This window comes from Escherichia sp. TW09308 (genome assembly GCF_000208565.1).
GTDB classification, from domain to species: Bacteria; Pseudomonadota; Gammaproteobacteria; order Enterobacterales; family Enterobacteriaceae; genus Escherichia; species Escherichia marmotae.
The window spans coordinates 4,537,081-4,555,796 of record NZ_AEME01000001.1; the positions used below are offsets into that span (position 1 = coordinate 4,537,081).

19 protein-coding genes, 1 tRNA gene and 1 pseudogene are annotated in these 18,716 nt (G+C 47.3%); 8 read left to right on the forward strand and 13 right to left on the reverse strand.

Features of this window, described 5'->3' with window-relative positions; all coding sequences use genetic code 11:
* The first annotated feature begins 232 nt into the window (after positions 1 to 232).
* The 3 genes from proB (at position 233) to ESM_RS0122155 (ending at position 2,792) form a co-directional block, all read left to right on the forward strand.
* On the forward strand, positions 233 to 1,336 hold the full coding sequence (gene proB, locus ESM_RS0122145) for a glutamate 5-kinase (RefSeq protein WP_001285282.1): 1,104 nt from the start codon (positions 233 to 235) through the stop codon (positions 1,334 to 1,336).
* Between the two features lie 11 nt (positions 1,337 to 1,347).
* A complete protein-coding gene (gene proA / locus ESM_RS0122150) occupies positions 1,348 to 2,601 on the forward strand; it encodes a glutamate-5-semialdehyde dehydrogenase (protein WP_000893291.1) in 1,254 nt (417 codons plus the stop codon).
* Between the two features lie 115 nt (positions 2,602 to 2,716).
* Positions 2,717 to 2,792, forward strand: a tRNA-Thr gene (locus tag ESM_RS0122155).
* 14 nt (positions 2,793 to 2,806) lie between these two features.
* Here ESM_RS0122155 and ESM_RS1000000127395 read toward each other — a convergent pair.
* The 4 genes and pseudogenes from ESM_RS1000000127395 to ESM_RS0122175 form a co-directional block, all read right to left on the reverse strand.
* Positions 2,807 to 3,924: pseudogene (locus ESM_RS1000000127395) on the reverse strand (tyrosine-type recombinase/integrase).
* Positions 3,846 to 4,280 (reverse strand): helix-turn-helix domain-containing protein, encoded by a 435-nt coding sequence (locus ESM_RS1000000129320; protein WP_123059066.1) that lies wholly within the window; start codon positions 4,278 to 4,280, stop codon positions 3,846 to 3,848. The pseudogene ESM_RS1000000127395 and the gene ESM_RS1000000129320 overlap by 79 nt, the downstream one beginning before the upstream one ends.
* Positions 4,196 to 4,501 (reverse strand): protein YfdT, encoded by a 306-nt coding sequence (gene yfdT, locus ESM_RS0122170; protein ID WP_000206732.1) that lies wholly within the window; start codon positions 4,499 to 4,501, stop codon positions 4,196 to 4,198. The genes ESM_RS1000000129320 and yfdT overlap by 85 nt, the downstream gene beginning before the upstream one ends.
* The gene (locus ESM_RS0122175; RefSeq protein WP_001242755.1) at positions 4,501 to 4,863 is read right to left on the reverse strand and encodes a hypothetical protein; all 363 of its coding nucleotides are present in this window, start codon (positions 4,861 to 4,863) and stop codon (positions 4,501 to 4,503) included. The genes yfdT and ESM_RS0122175 overlap by 1 nt, the downstream gene beginning before the upstream one ends.
* 366 nt (positions 4,864 to 5,229) lie before the next feature.
* Between ESM_RS0122175 and gadX the strand changes: the two genes are divergently transcribed.
* Positions 5,230 to 6,054: a DNA-binding transcriptional regulator GadX gene (gadX, locus tag ESM_RS0122180; protein ID WP_001191824.1), complete on the forward strand. Its 825-nt coding sequence runs from the start codon at positions 5,230 to 5,232 to the stop codon at positions 6,052 to 6,054.
* Between the two features lie 367 nt (positions 6,055 to 6,421).
* On the forward strand, positions 6,422 to 7,150 hold the full coding sequence (gadW, locus tag ESM_RS0122185; protein WP_000951549.1) for an acid resistance transcriptional activator GadW: 729 nt from the start codon (positions 6,422 to 6,424) through the stop codon (positions 7,148 to 7,150).
* A gap of 36 nt (positions 7,151 to 7,186) precedes the next feature.
* Here gadW and ESM_RS1000000128655 read toward each other — a convergent pair whose 3' ends face one another.
* The 5 genes from ESM_RS1000000128655 to hdeD all read right to left on the reverse strand — a co-directional run bounded on the left by ESM_RS1000000128655 (position 7,187) and on the right by hdeD (position 13,993).
* Positions 7,187 to 7,402 carry a hypothetical protein gene (locus ESM_RS1000000128655; protein WP_000862069.1) on the reverse strand — a complete coding sequence of 72 codons (216 nt, stop codon included), beginning with the start codon at positions 7,400 to 7,402 and terminating at the stop codon, positions 7,187 to 7,189.
* Between the two features lie 113 nt (positions 7,403 to 7,515).
* On the reverse strand, positions 7,516 to 10,629 hold the full coding sequence (mdtF, locus tag ESM_RS0122195; protein WP_000024856.1) for a multidrug efflux pump RND permease MdtF: 3,114 nt from the start codon (positions 10,627 to 10,629) through the stop codon (positions 7,516 to 7,518).
* A 24-nt stretch (positions 10,630 to 10,653) separates the two neighbouring features.
* Positions 10,654 to 11,763: a multidrug transporter subunit MdtE gene (gene mdtE, locus ESM_RS0122200; RefSeq protein ID WP_306173773.1), complete on the reverse strand. Its 1,110-nt coding sequence runs from the start codon at positions 11,761 to 11,763 to the stop codon at positions 10,654 to 10,656.
* A 412-nt stretch (positions 11,764 to 12,175) separates the two neighbouring features.
* Positions 12,176 to 12,703: an acid resistance transcriptional activator GadE gene (gene gadE / locus ESM_RS0122205; protein ID WP_000576682.1), complete on the reverse strand. Its 528-nt coding sequence runs from the start codon at positions 12,701 to 12,703 to the stop codon at positions 12,176 to 12,178.
* 714 nt (positions 12,704 to 13,417) lie between these two features.
* Positions 13,418 to 13,993: an acid-resistance protein HdeD gene (hdeD, locus tag ESM_RS0122210; RefSeq protein ID WP_000965682.1), complete on the reverse strand. Its 576-nt coding sequence runs from the start codon at positions 13,991 to 13,993 to the stop codon at positions 13,418 to 13,420.
* A gap of 254 nt (positions 13,994 to 14,247) precedes the next feature.
* On the opposite strand from hdeD, the gene hdeA reads away from it, so the two are divergent.
* The 3 genes from hdeA to ESM_RS0122225 all read left to right on the forward strand — a co-directional run bounded on the left by hdeA (position 14,248) and on the right by ESM_RS0122225 (position 15,734).
* Positions 14,248 to 14,580, forward strand: coding sequence for an acid-activated periplasmic chaperone HdeA (hdeA, locus tag ESM_RS0122215; RefSeq protein ID WP_000756548.1), 333 nt, complete (start codon positions 14,248 to 14,250; stop codon positions 14,578 to 14,580).
* Positions 14,581 to 14,696: 116 nt separating this feature from the next.
* On the forward strand, positions 14,697 to 15,023 hold the full coding sequence (gene hdeB / locus ESM_RS0122220) for an acid-activated periplasmic chaperone HdeB (RefSeq protein WP_001517295.1): 327 nt from the start codon (positions 14,697 to 14,699) through the stop codon (positions 15,021 to 15,023).
* Positions 15,024 to 15,086: 63 nt separating this feature from the next.
* The gene (locus ESM_RS0122225; protein WP_010381017.1) at positions 15,087 to 15,734 is read left to right on the forward strand and encodes an MgtC/SapB family protein; all 648 of its coding nucleotides are present in this window, start codon (positions 15,087 to 15,089) and stop codon (positions 15,732 to 15,734) included.
* A gap of 52 nt (positions 15,735 to 15,786) precedes the next feature.
* Here the strand turns inward: ESM_RS0122225 and ESM_RS0122230 are convergent, their stop codons facing one another.
* Genes ESM_RS0122230 through hutX form a run of 4 tightly spaced genes read right to left on the reverse strand, consistent with a single transcriptional unit; the run spans position 15,787 to position 18,714 of the window.
* The gene (locus ESM_RS0122230) at positions 15,787 to 16,557 is read right to left on the reverse strand and encodes a heme ABC transporter ATP-binding protein (RefSeq protein ID WP_000622221.1); all 771 of its coding nucleotides are present in this window, start codon (positions 16,555 to 16,557) and stop codon (positions 15,787 to 15,789) included.
* A complete protein-coding gene (shuU, locus tag ESM_RS0122235) occupies positions 16,554 to 17,546 on the reverse strand; it encodes a heme ABC transporter permease ShuU/ChuU (protein WP_000910396.1) in 993 nt (330 codons plus the stop codon). The genes ESM_RS0122230 and shuU overlap by 4 nt, the downstream gene beginning before the upstream one ends.
* 50 nt (positions 17,547 to 17,596) lie before the next feature.
* A complete protein-coding gene (gene chuY / locus ESM_RS0122240; RefSeq protein WP_000189366.1) occupies positions 17,597 to 18,220 on the reverse strand; it encodes an anaerobilin reductase in 624 nt (207 codons plus the stop codon).
* Positions 18,220 to 18,714, reverse strand: coding sequence for a heme utilization cystosolic carrier protein HutX (hutX, locus tag ESM_RS0122245; RefSeq protein ID WP_000020030.1), 495 nt, complete (start codon positions 18,712 to 18,714; stop codon positions 18,220 to 18,222). The genes chuY and hutX overlap by 1 nt, the downstream gene beginning before the upstream one ends.
* Positions 18,715 to 18,716 lie beyond the last annotated feature (2 nt).

An 18,716-nucleotide genomic window follows, 5' to 3' on the forward strand; every position in this document is an offset into this window, starting at 1 on the left:
AACAGGAAAGTTTTTAACCTGAGATTGTTAAAGATATATTACAGATTAATAATATTCTTAAAATGTGGTAATTTATTAAATCTGTAATAAAAGCGTAAACAACGGCTGCTACGCTTGCTGATCCCGCGCAACAAAACGCCATGCTTTGCTCGCAGATGGTTGGCAACCGGCGACAGTCCTGCTAAAACGTTCGTTTGATATCATTTTTCCTAACATTGAATGGCAGAGAATCATGAGTGACAGCCAGACGCTGGTGGTAAAACTCGGCACCAGTGTGCTAACAGGCGGATCGCGCCGCCTGAACCGTGCCCATATTGTTGAACTTGTTCGCCAGTGCGCGCAGCTACATGCCGCCGGGCATCGGATTGTAATTGTGACGTCGGGCGCGATTGCCGCCGGACGTGAGCACCTGGGCTACCCGGAACTGCCAGCGACTATCGCCTCGAAACAACTCCTGGCGGCGGTAGGGCAGAGCCGACTGATTCAATTGTGGGAACAACTGTTTTCAATTTACGGTATTCACGTCGGGCAGATGCTGCTGACGCGTGCAGATATGGAAGATCGTGAACGCTTCCTGAACGCCCGCGATACCCTGCGTGCGTTGCTCGACAACAACATCGTTCCGGTAATTAATGAGAATGATGCTGTCGCTACGGCAGAGATTAAAGTTGGCGACAACGATAATCTCTCGGCGTTAGCGGCAATTCTGGCCGGTGCCGATAAACTGCTGCTGCTAACCGATCAAAAAGGTTTGTATACCGCAGACCCGCGCAGTAATCCTCAGGCGGAACTGATTAAAGATGTTTACGGTATTGATGATGCGCTGCGCGCGATTGCCGGTGACAGCGTTTCAGGCCTTGGAACCGGCGGCATGGGCACCAAGTTGCAGGCGGCTGACGTAGCCTGTCGTGCGGGTATCGATACCATTATTGCCGCGGGTAGCAAGCCAGGCGTCATTGGCGACGTGATGGAAGGTATCCCAGTTGGTACGTTGTTCCATGCCCAGGCTACTCCGCTTGAAAACCGCAAACGCTGGATTTTTGGCGCGCCGCCAGCGGGTGAAATTACTGTAGATGAAGGGGCGACCGCCGCTATTCTTGAACGCGGCAGTTCCCTGTTGCCGAAAGGCATTAAAAGCGTGAGTGGCAACTTCTCCCGCGGTGAAGTCATCCGCATTTGCAACCTCGAAGGTCGCGATATTGCTCACGGCGTTAGCCGCTATAACAGCGATGCATTGCGCCGTATTGCCGGACACCACTCGCAAGAAATTGATGCAATACTGGGATATGAATACGGCCCGGTTGCCGTTCACCGTGATGACATGATTACCCGTTAAGGAGCAGGCCGATGCTGGAACAAATGGGCATTGCTGCGAAGCAAGCCTCGTATAAATTAGCGCAACTCTCCAGCCGCGAAAAAAATCGCGTGCTGGAAAAGATCGCTGATGAGCTGGAAGCACAGAGCGAAAGCATCCTCGATGCTAACGCCCAGGATGTTGCTGACGCGCGTGCCAATGGCCTTAGCGAAGCGATGCTTGACCGTCTGGCGTTAACGCCCGCGCGCCTGAAAGGCATTGCCGACGATGTGCGGCAGGTGTGTAATCTTGCCGATCCGGTAGGGCAGGTGATTGATGGAGGTGTGCTGGACAGCGGCCTGCGTCTGGAGCGTCGCCGCGTGCCGCTGGGTGTTATAGGTGTAATTTATGAAGCGCGTCCGAACGTGACAGTTGATGTCGCTTCGCTGTGTTTGAAAACTGGTAACGCGGTGATCCTGCGCGGCGGCAAAGAAACCTGTCGCACTAACGCTGCAACGGTAGCGGTGATTCAGGACGCCCTGAAATCCTGCGGTTTACCGGCAGGCGCAGTGCAGGCGATTGATAATCCGGATCGCGCACTGGTGAGTGAAATGCTGCGCATGGATAAATACATCGACATGTTGATCCCGCGTGGTGGTGCTGGTTTGCATAAGCTGTGCCGCGAGCAGTCGACAATTCCGGTGATCACTGGCGGCATTGGCGTCTGCCATATTTACGTTGATGAAAGTGCTGACATTTCTGCAGCCCTGAAAGTGATCGTCAACGCGAAAACCCAGCGTCCGAGTACCTGCAATACGGTAGAAACGTTGCTGGTGAATAAAAACATCGCTGATAACTTCCTGCCTGCGTTAAGCAAGCAAATGGCGGAAAGCGGCGTGACGTTACACGCCGATGCTGCGGCACTGGCGCAGTTGCAGGCAGGATCTGCGAAAGTGGTGGCTGTTAAGGCGGAAGAGTATGACGATGAATTCCTGTCGTTAGATTTGAACGTCAAAATCGTCAGCGATCTTGACGACGCCATCGCCCATATTCGTGAGCACGGGACGCAACACTCCGATGCGATCCTGACGCGTGATATGCGCAATGCCCAGCGTTTTGTCAATGAAGTGGACTCCTCTGCTGTTTACGTTAACGCGTCTACACGTTTCACCGACGGCGGTCAGTTTGGTCTTGGCGCGGAAGTGGCGGTAAGCACGCAAAAACTCCACGCACGCGGACCAATGGGGCTGGAAGCGCTGACCACCTACAAGTGGATCGGTATTGGTGATTACACCGTTCGTGCGTAAATAAAACCGGCTGATGCAAAAGTAGCCATTTGATTCACAAGGCCATTGACGCATCGCCCGGTTAGTTTTAACCTTGTCCACCGTGATTCACGTTCGTGAACATGTCCTTTTCAGGGCCGATATAGCTCAGTTGGTAGAGCAGCGCATTCGTAATGCGAAGGTCGTAGGTTCGACTCCTATTATCGGCACCATTAAAATCAATAAGTTACACATCATTAGTACCTTCCTTATTTTTTGACTGGGACAAATTTGGGACCGATGGGTTCAGGATCGAGTCTATTTGCCGTGCGTGTTCGGTAAGGTGATTAGGTGCAAGGTGAGCATATCGACGAACCATTTCGATAGACTCCCAGCCTCCCATTTCCTGTAAAACTGACAACGGGACTCCGGCTTGAACCAGCCAACTTGCCCAGGTGTGTCTCAAGTCGTGAAATCTGAAATCATCAATACCAGCCCGTCTCAGCGCCGCTTTCCAGGCTGTGTTTGCGTCATACCGCATCTTCCTTACTGTTGGCGCTTTCGTTCCGTCTGGTTTGGTACAGCTTTCCTTGTACACAAATACCCAACGGTGATGATTCCCGATTTGTTTTTTCAATACGCGACATGCAGTATCATTCAGCGCAACGCCAATTGCGCGGTTTGATTTACTCTCTTCCGGGTTTATCCATGCCACCCGGCGCTGCATATCTATTTGTTGCCATTCAAGGTTGATGATGTTCGAGCGTCTTAAGCCTGTTGCCAGTGCAAATTCAACAACAGACTTTAATGGCTCCGGACATTCATCAATCAGCCTTTGTGCTTCATGGGGCTCCAGCCAGCGGATCCGTTTATTCTTTGGTTGAGGCACTTTAATAATTGGTGCCTTATCCAGCATTTTCCATTCACGCTCTGCGGCTCTTAGTAGGGCCTTTATAAATGAAAGATGCGTAGCCTTCGTTGCAACGGACGCTGGTTTTGGCGTGTATTCTGGAACAGGTTCCCTTTTTTTCTGCATGCTTCTGCCCTGAGTTTCCAGTTTTCCTCATGACGCCGGTTCGTCATTTTCTGCATTGCTGAATAAATTTTTGATTCAGTAATGTCTCTTAGTTGCATTCCTGCGAAATGTTGAAGCCAGAATCCGATCCGGCTTTTGTCATCGTCCAGTGATTTTTTATATGCTTTCTCTTCAAGCCACCTGACACACGCTTCCTCGAACGTTATATCAGGTATTTCACCAAGTTTGCTGACCCGCCATGCTTCAGCCTTTAGCTTGTCATGGAGTTCTGTCGCCTGCCTTTTGTCCTTTGTTCCAAGAGACTGTTTAAATCTTTTACCGTTTGGCAATGTGAAACTGGCGTACCATATTTCACCTCTGCGGAAGAGTGACATTTTCTTTCCTCTGTTATGCCATCACCCGCGCTCACCTGGACAGTATGCAGCGGAGACTGAAGAGCCGCAATGCAGGCTTGTCGTGTTGTGAGGTAAGGAGATTTATTCTTAGTGGGATCTTTGCGTGTTGCCTGAAGACGCCCTGTGCGTATCCAGTTAATGGCAGTCGGTCTGGATATCTTGAGAAAATGACAGGCCTCATCGAGTGTGAGGCTGTATGGCTCCATTATTTCACCTCTTGCTGTGACATTGTTGAAAAATGGATACCAGCTCGTTGCTGCCAGACGATCCAACCGAGAGTCATATCCCATGCCATGTATTCGTTATCGCCGTTTTTTGCTCTCCGACGATCTACTAAGTCACCGAAACGCTTTTCCATGAATAATTCATAAGCTTCGCGTTCATCTGGTTCTACTTCCAGAGATAGGAGTGCGATTTCATAAGCACGGCGCTCAATATCGTCTCGCACGTCAAGGCTGCTGATACGCTCTTTAATTTCTTTAATCAGTTCTTTGTCGGTAAAAGTGGTCATTATGCTCCAGCCTCCGGTGCTTTTGGCATTACTGCCCAGTGAGTGATATTGACGTTTTCAAGGTCCCCGACCTGAAATGTCCACTGCCATTCTCCGGTTTCTTTTTGTCCCCAGGTGTACCAGAGAGAACGCCAGCCAATTAGCCAGCCTTCTCCGTTAGCATCGAATAACAAAACACTTTCATTTGCTGGTGGCAGTTCAGTTGACACTGGTATTACTTTGTTTTCCTGTGCTGCACATTTAGCTTCAAGCTCATCGAATTTACGCACCAGGTATTCAGCATCTGTTTCATTTACTTTCAGATCTCGCGGTACACATCTCCCACGAAGAAACCCTTCCATTTCGAAAACATTCATGCGCATTTGCGTAACTCCGAAGGGCGTTATAATAATCTTTGCCCCGGTTTGAAAACCGGGGCATACGTTCATTAGCGCAATATTAATATTATATTGATTTTGTATTCATGGCGTTGTTAAGTTGTATCTAATATAAATCTTTCTAAAATCAAACAAAATGACGCCAGTAGATCATTTGTTTTGTATTAATCTCCTTACGTTGGTACTTTCGATTTTTTTATTATAAATTCAATGCTCTTACACAATTTTCCTTCACATTTAATCAATTCCCCTGTCAAAATTGTTTAAATTTATTTGCCAATAAATTTGACTTAAGATGGCGGCGTGCTACATTAATAATCAGTAATATATTTATGTTATATTAAGTCAACTATGCAATCACAATATGGGAATTGTTTAATTGCGTACGCAAAACATAAATTTATTCTCACTATGTTGAATGGTGAATATCGCTGCTTTAATGGCGGTGATGTGGTTTTTGCGGATGCAAGCCAGATCTTGATTGATAAGTGTGTAGGTAACGTCGTATTAGTCACGAAGGACACACTTTCACTATTTCTCCCGATGCTCAAGGAGGAGACGCTAAATCTTTATACCTATAAAAAAGCTCCTTCGTTAGTTGTTCATCATTGTTCCAGAGAGATCCCTGTTTTTCAGGAAGTTGTACATCTTTCGCAAAATCAAGATCTCCGCTATGGTGAGATATTACGTAAAAGAGCATTAACATTTGCGTTATTGTCTATTTTTCTTGAAGATAAACAGTTTATACCACTGCTTATGAATATTTTGCGACCGAATATGCGAACGCGGGTTTGCACGGTCATCAATAATAATATTGCTCATGAATGGTCATTAGCACAGATTGCCAGTGAGTTATTGGTGAGTCCGAGTTTGTTAAAGAAAAAATTGCGTGAAGAAGAGACATCGTATTCACAGTTACTGACTGAATGTAGAATGCAGCGGGCGTTGCAACTGATTGTTGTTCATGGTTTTCCAATAAAACGAGTAGCCGTATCCTGCGGTTATAACAGTGCGTCGTATTTTATTTATGTCTTTCGAAACTATTATGGTATGACGCCGACAGAGTATCAGGAGCGAATAGCGCAGGGAATACTGAATGGTGACCCGATAGCAAGTTTTGTTGGGCAGGGAAATTTTTACAGTTCTGAACGCCATGCTGAAGGGATAAGACTCTGATTCTTTACTCAGACATAAAAAAAACCCGGCATAGGGGACCGGGAAGAGGATAGTCTGCCGTCTCCAGACTAATAAACCGTTATAACGCTCCTTGTTGACACGGGAAACTTTGTGCTCTCAGTAAATAAAATATAACTTTAATTGTCGATAATATCAGCCATTTTTTTATAAACATAAGCTATACGCTTTCTTAAAATATATTGCTGACGCATTTACTTATTAGTAATTAGCTGTTATGTACACTGCGCTATGGCTGGCTTTTGGTCCTACCAATTTTGGCAGTTTTGGCTCACGGAGTGAATCATTCATCATTTCATTTGTATACTGAAATTGTAATGTTCGTGGTAATGGAATATAAGGGCTTGTCATGGCACATGTTTGTTCGGTGATCCTCACCTGTCGCTCATTTGATATATACCATGAGCAGCAAAAACTATCTTTGTATAAAGATAGTATTCTACTGATAGAAAAAAATATGGCGGAGAGTTTTGACTTTAATGAATCAAATGTCCGCAGGCTGGATATTGATGAACGAATAATTACTCATTACTTACACAATGTCCGTCCACCGTTCCGGTGTTTAGGATTGCACAATAAAAAAAAGCTGTTAGTTAACATGACCCCACCGATGCCGTTGGTTACAGCAATATTCGATAGTTTTACTAAAGAGGACATTGCTTCAACGACATTAAATAATATGCTCTATTTCTCCTGCCTTTCGATGTTTTCACGAAATAAAGAGCTGATTCCATTCCTTTTTAATAGTATTAGTACCATTGCAGGAAAAGTTGAACGCATTATTAGCTTTGATATTGCCAGACGCTGGTATCTGCGTGATATCGCAGAAAAGATGTATACCAGTGAAAGCCTAATCAAAAAGAAGCTACAGGATGAAAACACCTGCTTTAGTAAAATATTACTGGCCTCGCGAATGTCGATGGCCAGACAATTGCTCGAGTTACGACAATTCCCGCTACCGATGATCGCAGAAAAATGTGGCTATAGCAGTACGTCGTACTTTATTAACACTTTCCGCCAGTATTATGGCGTAACACCACACCAGTTTGCGCAACAGTCAACAGGGACTTTTTCCTGACTTCATCTATCATTCGAAAGTCGGTCAGGATCTGCTTTACGCTTCATGTAAAAATCTTTTCCCATCCATATTTGCCGGGGGCACCGGCAAGTTCTCTTTGGCAGTTCGCAAACGGATATTAGTATTTTCAGGAGGAAAAGGTGCAGCATGTTTGGAGTTATTAAGCTGATTATTCATATAATTACGGGAATGCTGGTTTGTGTCGTACTGTTCAAGTTGACGACCAATGGCTGGAGTGGTTTCTACTTTCAATGCTGTTTGCTAAGTCTGGTATTCCTGATGGTTAGCTGGTTGTTGAGTAGTGAATGGTTGTCAGGAAAGAGTAAGGCAGAACATTCACGTTCAGCCTTACTCTCATTCATACGTTACGCTTTTTTAAAGCGGGCAAAGAGATGTTCCACAACGACGAAAAAGACGGGAACGAAGTAAATCGCCAGCACGGTTGCTGCAAACATCCCCCCCATAACGCCTGTACCGACCGCATTTTGTGCGCCGGAACCTGCGCCATGACTGATAACCAGTGGCAGTACGCCAAGAATAAAGGCCAGAGAGGTCATCAGGATCGGGCGTAAACGCATCCGCGCCGCTTCGATAATCGCCTCTACCGGTGTCTTCCCTTCTTTCTGCATCATCTCAACCGCAAATTCGACGATCAGGATGGCGTTCTTGGCTGAAAGCCCGATGGTGGTCAGCAAACCGACCTGGAAGTAGACGTCATTGCTCAGGCCGCGCAGGTCAGTTGCCAGTAATGCGCCAATAACGCCCAACGGAACAACCAACATCACCGAGAATGGAATTGACCAGCTTTCATACAACGCGGCGAGGGCGAGGAACACCACGACCAGTGAAATGGCATACAGCGCGGGTGCCTGGTTGGACGATAACGCTTCCTGATACGACAGCCCAGTCCAGGAGTAGCCGACGCCCGCCGGAAGTTTAGCCACCAGTTCTGCCATAAACTTCATCGCGTCACCGGTACTTTTTCCAGCAGCGGCTTCCCCTAAAATCTCCATCGACGGAATGCCGTTGTAGCGTTCCAGTCGCGGCGAACCGTAGGTCCATTCTGTTGAAGAATAAGCGGAAAGCGGTGCCATCGTGCCGGAGGCGTTGCGTACATACCACTGGTTGATGTTGTCCGGCAGCATACGGAACGGTGTTCCTGCCTGGACATACACTTTTTTCACACGCCCCTGGTTGAGGAAGTCGTTCACGTAGCTACTGCCGAAAGCGGTAGAGAGGGTCTGGTTGATATCAGACAGCTCCACGCCCATCGCTTCGGCTTTCGCGGCGTTGACGTTCACTTTGAACATTGGCGTATCTTCCAGGCCGTTCGGGCGAACCGCCGTTACCTGGTCAGGCGATTGTGCTGCCAGTGACAGCAGCTCGTTTCTCGCCTGAGTCAGCTTTTCGTGCCCCAGGTTGCCGTTGTCCAGTAGTTCCATATCAAAACCTGATGCTGTACCCAGCTCCGCTACCGCAGGTAAGTTGAACGGGAAAATCACCGCTTTATTGATACTGCTCAGAGCCACCATCGCCCGCTGAATGATTGCGGTCACCGAGTTTTCCTCACCGACGCGTTCAGACCACGGTTTCAGGCTGATAAATGCCAGACCGTTGTTTTGCCCCTGGCCGCTAAAGCCGAAGCCGCCAACGGTAAACACCGACTGGACATTATTTTTCTCTTTTGTCAGATAGTAATCGGTTACTTGTTGCAGCACTTTAGTGGTGTTAACCATTGTGGAACCTGACGGTAACTGCGCCGTGGTCATAAATACCCCCTGATCCTCTTCCGGTAAGAAAGAGGTCGGTGTACGCAGGAACAGCACCGCCATCCCGGCACAAATCAGCAGGTATACCACCATATAGCGACCAGTGCAGCGCAACAGTGAGCGGGTACTGTCGGTATAGTGCTGAGTCGATTTCTCAAACAGATGGTTGAAGCGTTCGAACAAGGCGTTCGGTTTGTGACCGCCTTCCGGTGTGGCTTTCAAAATGGTGGCGCAAAGGGCTGGGGTCAGACTCATTGCCACAAACACCGAAAGCAACATAGAGGAGATCAGCGTAATGGAGAACTGGCGATAAATTTCCCCGGTTGCGCCGCTCATAAAGGCCATCGGCATAAATACCGCAGAAAGAACAACGGCAATCCCGACCAGCGCACGCTGGATTTGCCCCATCGATTTATGCGTCGCTTCTTTCGGTGGCAGTTTATCTTCCGCTATCACGCGTTCAACGTTTTCTACCACCACGATGGCATCATCCACCAAAAGCCCTATAGCTAACACCATCCCAAACATGGTGAGGGTGTTGATGGTAAAACCGACCGCCGACAAAATCGCAAATGTGCCGAGAATAACGACCGGCACGGCGATAGTTGGGATAATCGTAGCGCGAATATTTTGTAAAAACAGATACATGACCAGGAAGACGAGGATGATAGCTTCAACCAGCGTTTTGAAAACTTCCTGAATTGAAATTTTGATAAATGGTGTGGTGTCGTAAGGGTAAACCGTTTTCAGGCTGGCGGGGAAATAGGCTGATAATCGGTTTAACTCCGCTTTTACCGCCCGCGAGGTATCAAGGGCATTCGCTCCGGCAGCCAGCTTGATAGCAATCCCGGCAGCAGGTTTGCCGTTATAACGCGCCACAGTGGAATAATCTTCTGCCCCCAACTCGATGCGGGCAACGTCGCGCAGCAATACTTGCGAACCATCTTGCTGCACTTTCAGCAGGATTTTGCCAAATTCTTCCGGCGTTTGTAGACGCGTCTGCACAATGATTGAGGCGTTCAGTTGCTGGTCTGCCGCCTGTGGCATCCCCCCCAGTTGACCACCGGAAATCTGGTTGTTCTGTACCTTGATTTGGGAAATAACATCAGAAGGAACGAGACTGTATTTATTGAGTTTTTGTGGGTCCAGCCAGATACGCATGGCGTACTCTGACCCAAAGAGCTGCACGCTACCGACGCCCGCGGTACGGCTTAGTGGATCCTGGAGGTTAGAAGCCACATAGTCCGCGATATCGTATTGGTTGAGACTACCGTTATCAGAAATAAACGCCGCTACCATCAGGATGTTGCTGCTCGACTTATTAACGCTGATCCCTTGTTGCTGCACCGCTTCTGGTAACGAAGGCATCGCGAGTTGCAGTTTATTCTGCACCTGAACCTGCGCAATATCGGGCGATGTTCCCGTTTCAAAGGTCAGGGTGATGGAAGCATTGCCTGCCGCATCGCTGGTTGATGACATATACATCAGGCCATCCAGCCCATTCATATTTTGTTCGATCACTTGAGTGACCGAGTCTTCTACCGTTTGCGCATCAGCCCCCGGATAGGTAGCGCTGATGGTGATGGTCGGCGGCGCAATCTGCGGATACTGCGCAACCGGTAGGTTCATGATCGCCAGCCCACCCGCGAGCATCATAATAATGGCAAGTACCCAGGCAAAAACCGGGCGATCAATAAAATAGTTAGCCATGAAAGTCCCCTTAAGCCTGCAACGTTACTGTTTCGATTCGGTGCTGGCGTTTTCCTGGCTGGAGGAAATTGCGCGTGCTTTGATACCTGGATGAATGCGTTGCAAACCGGAAACGATCACCCGATCGCCAGCTTGCAAACCAGAGGTAACAACCCACTGATTTCCGATGGCTTTGGTTGCGTCAATTTCGCGTAACTGTACAACATCGTCTTTATCCAGAATGAGCGCCGTTGCTTTGCCCTGGGAGTTATGGGTAACGCCTTCTTGCGGTACTAACAACACATTCTGCCGACTACCTTCATCCACCAAAGCCGTGACGTACATACCAGGCAGCAAGTCACCATTCGGGTTGGGGAAAATTGCACGCAACGTGACGGAGCCGGTGGTTTCATCCACTGTCGGGTCGGAGAATTTCAGCGTGCCGGTCTGGCTGTAACGTTTGCCATTTTCCAGGTTAAGCTGCACTGGCGTACTGCCCTGAACCTGTTTGATTTGCCCACTGGCGACTTCCTCTTTCATGCGCAAAAAATCCTGCACTGATTGGGTGAGGTCGACATAAATCGGGTCCAGACGCTGCACGGTTACCAGAGAGTCTCCCTGATTAGCGGTGACTAATGCGCCGACGGTCACCGACGATTTTCCGCTGACGCCAGTAATGGGCGAGGTGACATTAGCGTATTGCAGATTGATGGTTGCCTGCTCAACAGCCGCTTTGGCGACGGCGACATTGGCTTCCGCTTCATTCAGTTGGGTGCGCGCGGTGTCGTAATCCTGGCGGCTGACATAGTTGGTTTTCAGCAACGATGCCTGGCGATTGAAGGTGATGCGGGCATTGCTGGCGGTGGAGAGGGCTTTCGCCAGCGAACCTTTCGCGGAGTTCAGCTCTGCCTGCAATGGAGCAGGGTCAATTTGATAAAGTGAATCCCCCTGGTTGACCTTATCACCCTCGATAAAGTTGCGTTTAATGATAATGCCACCCACCTGGGGGCGTATCTCGGCAACTTCATAAGGAACGGTTCTGCCGGGCAGTTCGCTCATCACATTGACCGAACCGGGGGAGAGCGTCACTACCCCCACTTCAGGCGTCATAGCGGCGGCATTTTCCGCCGATTTGTCATCGCAGGCGGTGAGCATCGCGCCGCAGAATAACAACGGTATTAACAGTTTTCTTTTTCTGTTCATTTTAGTCCCTGAAAATTCGTGAGAAATAACGGTTCTTTGAATTACGCGCGGGGAGAGGTATGAGGGATTTACAGACCAGCGGCATAATGCAAGCCATGGGGTTGTAAGCCAGCGAGGGAGCATGTAGGCAGAGCGACCAATATAGTGACGCGAATGGCAAAAAAAATGTTGCCGTTCTGCCGACAGTCTCTGCCTGCATCCGGGCAACGAAGGTTTCTACTGGTGGATACACATACCAGGGGAATAAGCTCGTTTTTGCTTCTCCTTTGGTTATCACCGGGAGTAATGGAGTCAGCATTTGCATCCCTCGTCATGCCAGCCATTAATTTCAGGCAATTATCGCTGGGCCACATCGACTCCTTATTTAGAAATAAGAAGAGATCCCCAGAGTCACGATGTCGCTCATACGTCTAAGTTTCAGCTTGTACATGATATTGAATTTCTGGATCTTTAATGTTTGTTGAGAAATATTCAGTGTTGACGTGATATTACTTTCATTTTTATTTTTCAGAATCAGTTGCATGATTTTGAATTGATTATGCGAGAAACATAATTGAGAATTCTTATGGGGCAAGTGTTTTCCATAGGTAATATCAAGCAGAGTGTTAATGCTTTCTTTGCGGCTGATAAAATAAATAGGTGACTGACTTTTAAGTTTACTGATGTGATAAGGTGCCAGAACAATGATTCTTTCGGCATCTAATTTCTCAAGAAACTTAATCGCTTCTTCATCAAGGATATGATTATGATAGGTATCAATGATCACCTTGAATGGTTTGTTGCCTATGCTTTTTATCTCTGACAGGGAGTTGATTTTTATCATTTCGTGATTATCTTTCAACTGCAAAAAGCCCTGTAAAAGAAAAGAATCCTTCGTCATGAGAAAAATCATAACTTGCTCCTTAGCCGTTATCGTTTCGAACATGTTGTCCTTTTCATTATTTACATCCATGTCCGAATATGGTGTTCAATATAGTAAACGCCTATAAGAACTTTGCCCTTCGTGAACTAATACGTCTATTAACACTAATCAAAACTTCAGATTTATCCATTACGTACTCCATATATTGATCCTAGGTAATATTCCTGGTTGTTATCAATTTGTGATTAGTAAACAGAATATTAACAGTTTGCAGGAATCTACCCAAGAATAAGTTATAATTTATCCGTTTGTGATCTCTGAAGAATATTACTAAAGTTAAAGCGTAATCCGATTTAAATATTGAGTCTCCTTGTTTCTATTTAAGCTGGCAATTGGATTGCCAGCTTTCTTTTAGTGCATTGATAGTGCAAAAACAAACCCCAGACTGTACCCATAGTATCGACGTTTATGGAACCTTCAGTTCACTTTCTCACAGCACTTCTAAAACATTAAACCTGACAACGAAAAATATCAGCCATGATAATGTTTGAAATGGCTAATTTGCTGCAAAATAAAGAAAAATATAAAACTTTCAAATGGTTGGTTTAATCGTTGTGTGATAGTTATTTCAACAATAGTACGTAATTTATCAAAGGAGTAATGCGGTGATGTGAATATTGCCAGGATCATAGTTATTATACGTAACTATGATCCTGGCTAAAAAATGGAGCAGAGATAGGTCTGCTAGTTATTATTTTTTACGAACAAACTAGCAAAGCTGAACAGGCTGGCAGCGCTAAATATCAGTTCGATCCCTACCAGGGTTGACACCAATGTCACAGAAACCATTGGCGTTGCGCCAAGGAAGATCCAGGCAATGACGATATCCAGCACGCCAATAACGAGTTGTAACCAACTGCCTTTCATTGAGCGCTGGCGATACCAACTCATCAGGCGAATAACCCCTGCGACACAGAACAATCCTGCAATAAACGCCGCAATGGCGAAAATCCCCAGTTCTGGTGCACGGATGAAGAAATAGCCGATCAATAAATAGGCTATCGCCACGAGGAAACCCGATAATACAGGCCAGAAATTATGACTGCGGTTGCTGAATAATCCAACAATAAGCGCAATACCCGAACAGATTAATAATACGCCAACGACTGTGCTTAGAATGTCGCCAGAAACAAACGGGAAACTGATACATAACAAACCGACGATAAACAGCAGCACGGCAATAAACTGGATCGCTCTGCGGTGCTTTTTAAGCATCTCCAGATCAAATTTTAAAATTGTTGCCTTATCTATATATAACATAGAACCACCCTATAAATTTAAGAAGGAAAACCCCTGCTATCAATCTATGCCAAAAATGCATCAGAGAATGCAGTTGATTTAATAAAAATTTCCTAATTACTGTGCTTGATGACTATGTAACCTATTGTATTATAATAAAAATATCTGATTTTGATATTTTGTCTCAACATGACATACCCAGAAAACCAGGTTATAACCTCAATGTCGAAATTGATTCGTGACGGCTCTTTCACTTTATAGTTGAGGATATTACGATGAAAAAAGTATTAGGCGTTATTCTAGGTGGTCTGCTTCTTCTGCCTGTAGTGAGCAATGCAGCCGATGCGCAAAAAGCAGCCGACAATAAAAAACCGGTCAACTCCTGGACCTGTGAAGATTTCCTGGCTGTAGACGAATCCTTCCAGCCGACTGCAGTCGGTTTTGCTGAGGCTCTGAATAATAAAGACAAACCAGAAGATGCGGTTTTAGATGTTCAGGGTATTGCAACCGTAACGCCTGCTATCGTTCAGGCTTGTACCCAGGATAAAAAAGCCAGCTTTAAAGATAAAGTTAAAGGCGAATGGGACAAAATCAAGAAAGATATGTAATTAAGGGAATGCGTTACATCGTATTTCCTTAAATATTGAACAGGCCGGAATACCTTGCGTTAAAAGCAGGTGATCCTCCTGTTCATATGTAAATTATTTATTGAATGGGTTGTAAAATGAATATTTCATCTCTACGTAAAGCCATTGTTTTCGTTGGCGCTGTAGCAGCTCTGTCACTGGTGAATGCGCAATCTGCACTGGCTGCTAATGAATCTGCTAAGGATATGACTTGTCAGGAATTTATTGACCTGAATCCAAAAGCAATGACACCTGTTGCATGGTGGATGCTGCATGAAGAAACAGTTTATAAAGGCGGTGATACTGTAACCTTAAACGAAACTGACCTGACTCAGATCCCTAAAGTGATTGAATATTGTAAGAAAAATCCGCAGAAAAATTTGTATACCTTCAAAGATAAATTGGCAAATGTCCTGCCGAATTAACAGGAATAAAGCAAAAAGGAGTAGCAAGTTGAGCCATCTTGCTGCTCCTTTTTGCGTTTTTATATGACTAGCGAATTCATTATTCGTTTGATCCTGGCCGCAATTGTTTGTGGTGCTATTGGCATAGAAAGGCAAATACGCGGCAAAGGTGCTGGTTTACGTACCCATGTCTTGATTGGTATGGGCAGTGCGCTGTTTATGATTGTGTCGAAATATGGTTTTGCTGATGTGCTGGCGTTCGACCATGTCGGGCTTGATCCCAGCCGTATTGCCGCTCAGGTCGTCACTGGCGTCGGGTTTATCGGCGCGGGGAACATCCTCGTTCGTAATCAAAATATTGTCGGTTTAACTACCGCTGCGGATATTTGGGTAACAGCAGCGATCGGTATGGTGATTGGCAGCGGCATGTATGAACTGGGGATTTACGGTTCTGTAATGACCTTATTGGTGCTGGAAGTCTTCCATCAATTAACCTTCCGCCTGATGAGCAAAAATTATCATTTGCAGCTTACGTTGGTGAACGGTAATACAGTGTCGATGCTCGACTGGTTTAAGCAGAAAAAAATAAAAACAGATTTAGTTTCGTTGCAGGAAAATGAAGATCATGAGGTGGTTGCTATTGATATCCAGCTTCATGCTACGACGCCGATAGAAGACCTGTTGCGATTACTAAAAGGAATGGCAGGGGTGAAAGGTGTTTCAATTAGCTGATGTTCATAATAGTTAATTCGACAGGAGTACCAGACTGGCACTCCCGTCGTATTTAATGATCGAGGACGATCAGTGGCGAATGATTGGCGGGATCGCTTAATACTGTAATATCCGCGCCGTAGAGCGTAGTTAGCGCCTGCTGCGTCAACACATCTTGCGGTTTGCCATTTGCGACAACTCTGCCTTTTTGCATTAATACGACACGGTCAGCATAACGGGCAGCAAGATTAAGATCGTGCAATACGCAGCAGACGTTAAATTGCCGTTCTCGAACTAACTGACGTAATAAACGAAATAGATGTTGTTGATGGTGAATATCCAACGCCGAAGTTGGTTCATCAAGAAATAACCATTTTGGCGAGGGTATTGCTTCCCAGAGTTGCACCAGCAGGCGAGCCAATTGCACACGCTGTTGTTCGCCGCCGGATAATTGCCGGTAGTCGCGGTTAGCTAACGACTGACAGTCACATAACGCCAGTATTTGTGCCGTTTCATCATCCTGATTACCGGTACGATAAGGATGTCGCCCCATCTGGATCACTTCTTGTACGCTGAATGGAAATGCCATATGGCTATTCTGACGCATCACGGCCCGGTGTTTCGCCAGTTCGGTAATTGACCATTCATTTAATGGCTTATTAAACAACCGGCATTCGCCGCTATCAGGTTGAAGATAGCCGGTTAGCTGGCGAAGCAGCGTGGATTTTCCCGCACCGTTAGGGCCGAGAATGGCAACAATTTCTCCGCCGGGAAAAGTCAGCGAGACATTGTCAGTCAGACGTCGCCCATGAAGGCTATAAACCAGGTTTTTGGCGCTGATCATGCGATCCTCCGGTTACGCAGAATCAACCACATAAAATAAGGCCCACCAAGCAGACTGGTTAATAATCCTACGGGCATTTCTGCTGGCTGTACCAGCGTGCGGGCAAGTGTGTCTGCCATCAGTAACAAACAGGCTCCGGCGAGGGCAGAGCAAGGGATTAGCCAGCGGTGATTCGCCCCGGTCGTCATGCGAATCAGATGCGGGATCACCAGGCCAATAAAACCGATAATGCCGCTTACCGATACCGCAGCACCAACCAGCAGCGAGCTAATCAACAGTAATTGTTGGCGTTTACGCTTTACGTTCACGCCGAGGTAATGGGCTTCTTCATCACCAAGTTGCAGCAAATTCAGCGTCCCGGCGAGACAGGTTGTTGCCATAATGGCTGGCAGAATGAATGAACTGGCGACCAATAATGTCGGCCATTGCGCCTGACCGAGATTGCCCATCATCCACAACGTGAGTTGTCGTAGCTGCTGCTCATCGCCTATATAGCTCAGTATGCCGATCGCCGCACCGCACAGGGCGTTGATGGCGATCCCGGCGAGTAACAATTGCATCATGCTGCCATCGCGATGGCGCTGTGTGATGAGAAAAATGACGGTGCAGACCACTAAACTTCCGGCGATGGCAAACACCATTTGCTCATAGAGCACCAGCACCACAGGGAAGGAAAAGGGCAGGACAATTGCCACGCCAACCATTAATGCTGAACCGCTACTGACGCCGAGCAATCCTGGGTCAGCCATGGGGTTGCGAAAAAGCCCCTGCATAATTACCCCAGCGGTTGCCAACGCTGCGCCTACCAGCACTGCCAGTAAAACGCGTGGCAGGCGAATATTCAGCCAGATATCGCGGTATTCCTCATCAAGAAGGGCGCTAAAGCTGATTTTTAACGCTCCCTGACTGGCACCGAACAGCACCAGGGCAAGCAATAATAGTGATAGCCCCATAAAGACACTGGCGGAAGAAAATGAATCCTTGAGCACGTAAAACTCCGTTATGACGTTGCGGCGCGGAGAGCCTGCGCCGCATGGGATTACGCCGGTTTCAGGCCCGGTTCAATCAGACTGTAGATCTGCTTATTGAGTGCTGGCGCGTTTGCCAGTTCATGAATGTGTGCGGCAACATCGGCACGGCGGACAAAACCATGACACTCCTGATTTTGTATCCGTTGTGCTTTGCCTGTTGCTGCGCCGTCAAGCAGTCCGCCAGGGCGGAGAATGGCGTAGTCAAGCCGGCTGGTTTGTAGCCAGCTTTCCGCCAGTGTTTTTTCCCGTACCGCCTGACCAAACGCGGCTTTTGCCCGCTCCGATAAGAACGGCCAGCTATCGCCGCATCCCAAAGAAGTCACCAGAATCATGCGTCTGATGTCTGCTTTTTCGGCTTCATCAATCACTGTTCTGTGCGCCAGATAATCCTGTGCGCCACCCATTGATGAGATGACAAGCGCATCCGGACCCGCAGCGCGACAGGCGGCTGCGACTATGCTGGCGTCACAAGCGTCACCAGTAAAAACCTGTACGCCTTGTTGCGCCAGCCTCGTGGCGGCATCGGCATGACGAACGACAGCGACGACCGGACGTTGTTCCGCCAGTGCCAGTTCGAGCGTTCTGGCTCCAACCCCCTTTCCGCCTGCGCCAAAGAGTAGCCAGGGCGTCATCAGGCGTGTTCCTTCAGAGATGCCGCCAGAGTATGGAAGGCGCTGACTTGTTCACTCAGGAGCTGACGATGCTCATTCCGACCGAGGAAAATTTTCAGCATGGCGTTGCCTTCTTTATTGAAAAAGAGAATAGAGGCGGTATCCATGCCCATAAATTTACGTTCGATCAAGGCAATATGCGTGCAGTTTTCTGCTTTGATATGCCCGGACATGCCCTGTTTTCCGCGCAGGTTGAAATAGCCGTGGCGATGGAAACCGGAAGGTAGTTCGCCGCTAAATTCGAGGATCACATCAGCGGTATGCACCAGCGTGGTGACCTTGCCCCATTCGCAGACGGTATCCCAGACAGTATCGAATTTATCGCCTGGCACGATTGTCGGGGAGGGGAGGTTTTTCACCACTTCCAGCAGTGAGGTATTGTATTGTTCGGCAATGGCCTCCAGCGTACCGTCTGGCTCCGTTTTCAAAAATTCCTGTAACGAGACATGGCTCATAA

Bases quoted from the DNA above. Each gene is read 5' to 3' on its own strand.
- mdtF (WP_000024856.1), bottom strand. From the start codon at position 10,629: ATGGCTAACTATTTTATTGATCGCCCGGTTTTTGCCTGGGTACTTGCC.
- hdeD (WP_000965682.1), bottom strand. From the start codon at position 13,993: ATGTTATATATAGATAAGGCAACAATTTTAAAATTTGATCTGGAGATG.
- hdeB (WP_001517295.1), top strand. From the start codon at position 14,697: ATGAATATTTCATCTCTACGTAAAGCCATTGTTTTCGTTGGCGCTGTA.
- ESM_RS0122175 (WP_001242755.1), bottom strand. From the start codon at position 4,863: ATGCGCATGAATGTTTTCGAAATGGAAGGGTTTCTTCGTGGGAGATGT.
- ESM_RS0122230 (WP_000622221.1), bottom strand. From the start codon at position 16,557: ATGATCAGCGCCAAAAACCTGGTTTATAGCCTTCATGGGCGACGTCTG.
- hdeA (WP_000756548.1), top strand. From the start codon at position 14,248: ATGAAAAAAGTATTAGGCGTTATTCTAGGTGGTCTGCTTCTTCTGCCT.
- ESM_RS1000000129320 (WP_123059066.1), bottom strand. From the start codon at position 4,280: ATGGGATATGACTCTCGGTTGGATCGTCTGGCAGCAACGAGCTGGTAT.
- gadW (WP_000951549.1), top strand. From the start codon at position 6,422: ATGGCACATGTTTGTTCGGTGATCCTCACCTGTCGCTCATTTGATATA.
- gadE (WP_000576682.1), bottom strand. From the start codon at position 12,703: ATGATTTTTCTCATGACGAAGGATTCTTTTCTTTTACAGGGCTTTTTG.
- ESM_RS0122225 (WP_010381017.1), top strand. From the start codon at position 15,087: ATGACTAGCGAATTCATTATTCGTTTGATCCTGGCCGCAATTGTTTGT.
- chuY (WP_000189366.1), bottom strand. From the start codon at position 18,220: ATGACGCCCTGGCTACTCTTTGGCGCAGGCGGAAAGGGGGTTGGAGCC.
- gadX (WP_001191824.1), top strand. From the start codon at position 5,230: ATGCAATCACAATATGGGAATTGTTTAATTGCGTACGCAAAACATAAA.
- proA (WP_000893291.1), top strand. From the start codon at position 1,348: ATGCTGGAACAAATGGGCATTGCTGCGAAGCAAGCCTCGTATAAATTA.
- proB (WP_001285282.1), top strand. From the start codon at position 233: ATGAGTGACAGCCAGACGCTGGTGGTAAAACTCGGCACCAGTGTGCTA.
- mdtE (WP_306173773.1), bottom strand. From the start codon at position 11,763: ATGCTCACCGCCTGCGATGACAAATCGGCGGAAAATGCCGCCGCTATG.
- hutX (WP_000020030.1), bottom strand. From the start codon at position 18,714: ATGAGCCATGTCTCGTTACAGGAATTTTTGAAAACGGAGCCAGACGGT.
- yfdT (WP_000206732.1), bottom strand. From the start codon at position 4,501: ATGACCACTTTTACCGACAAAGAACTGATTAAAGAAATTAAAGAGCGT.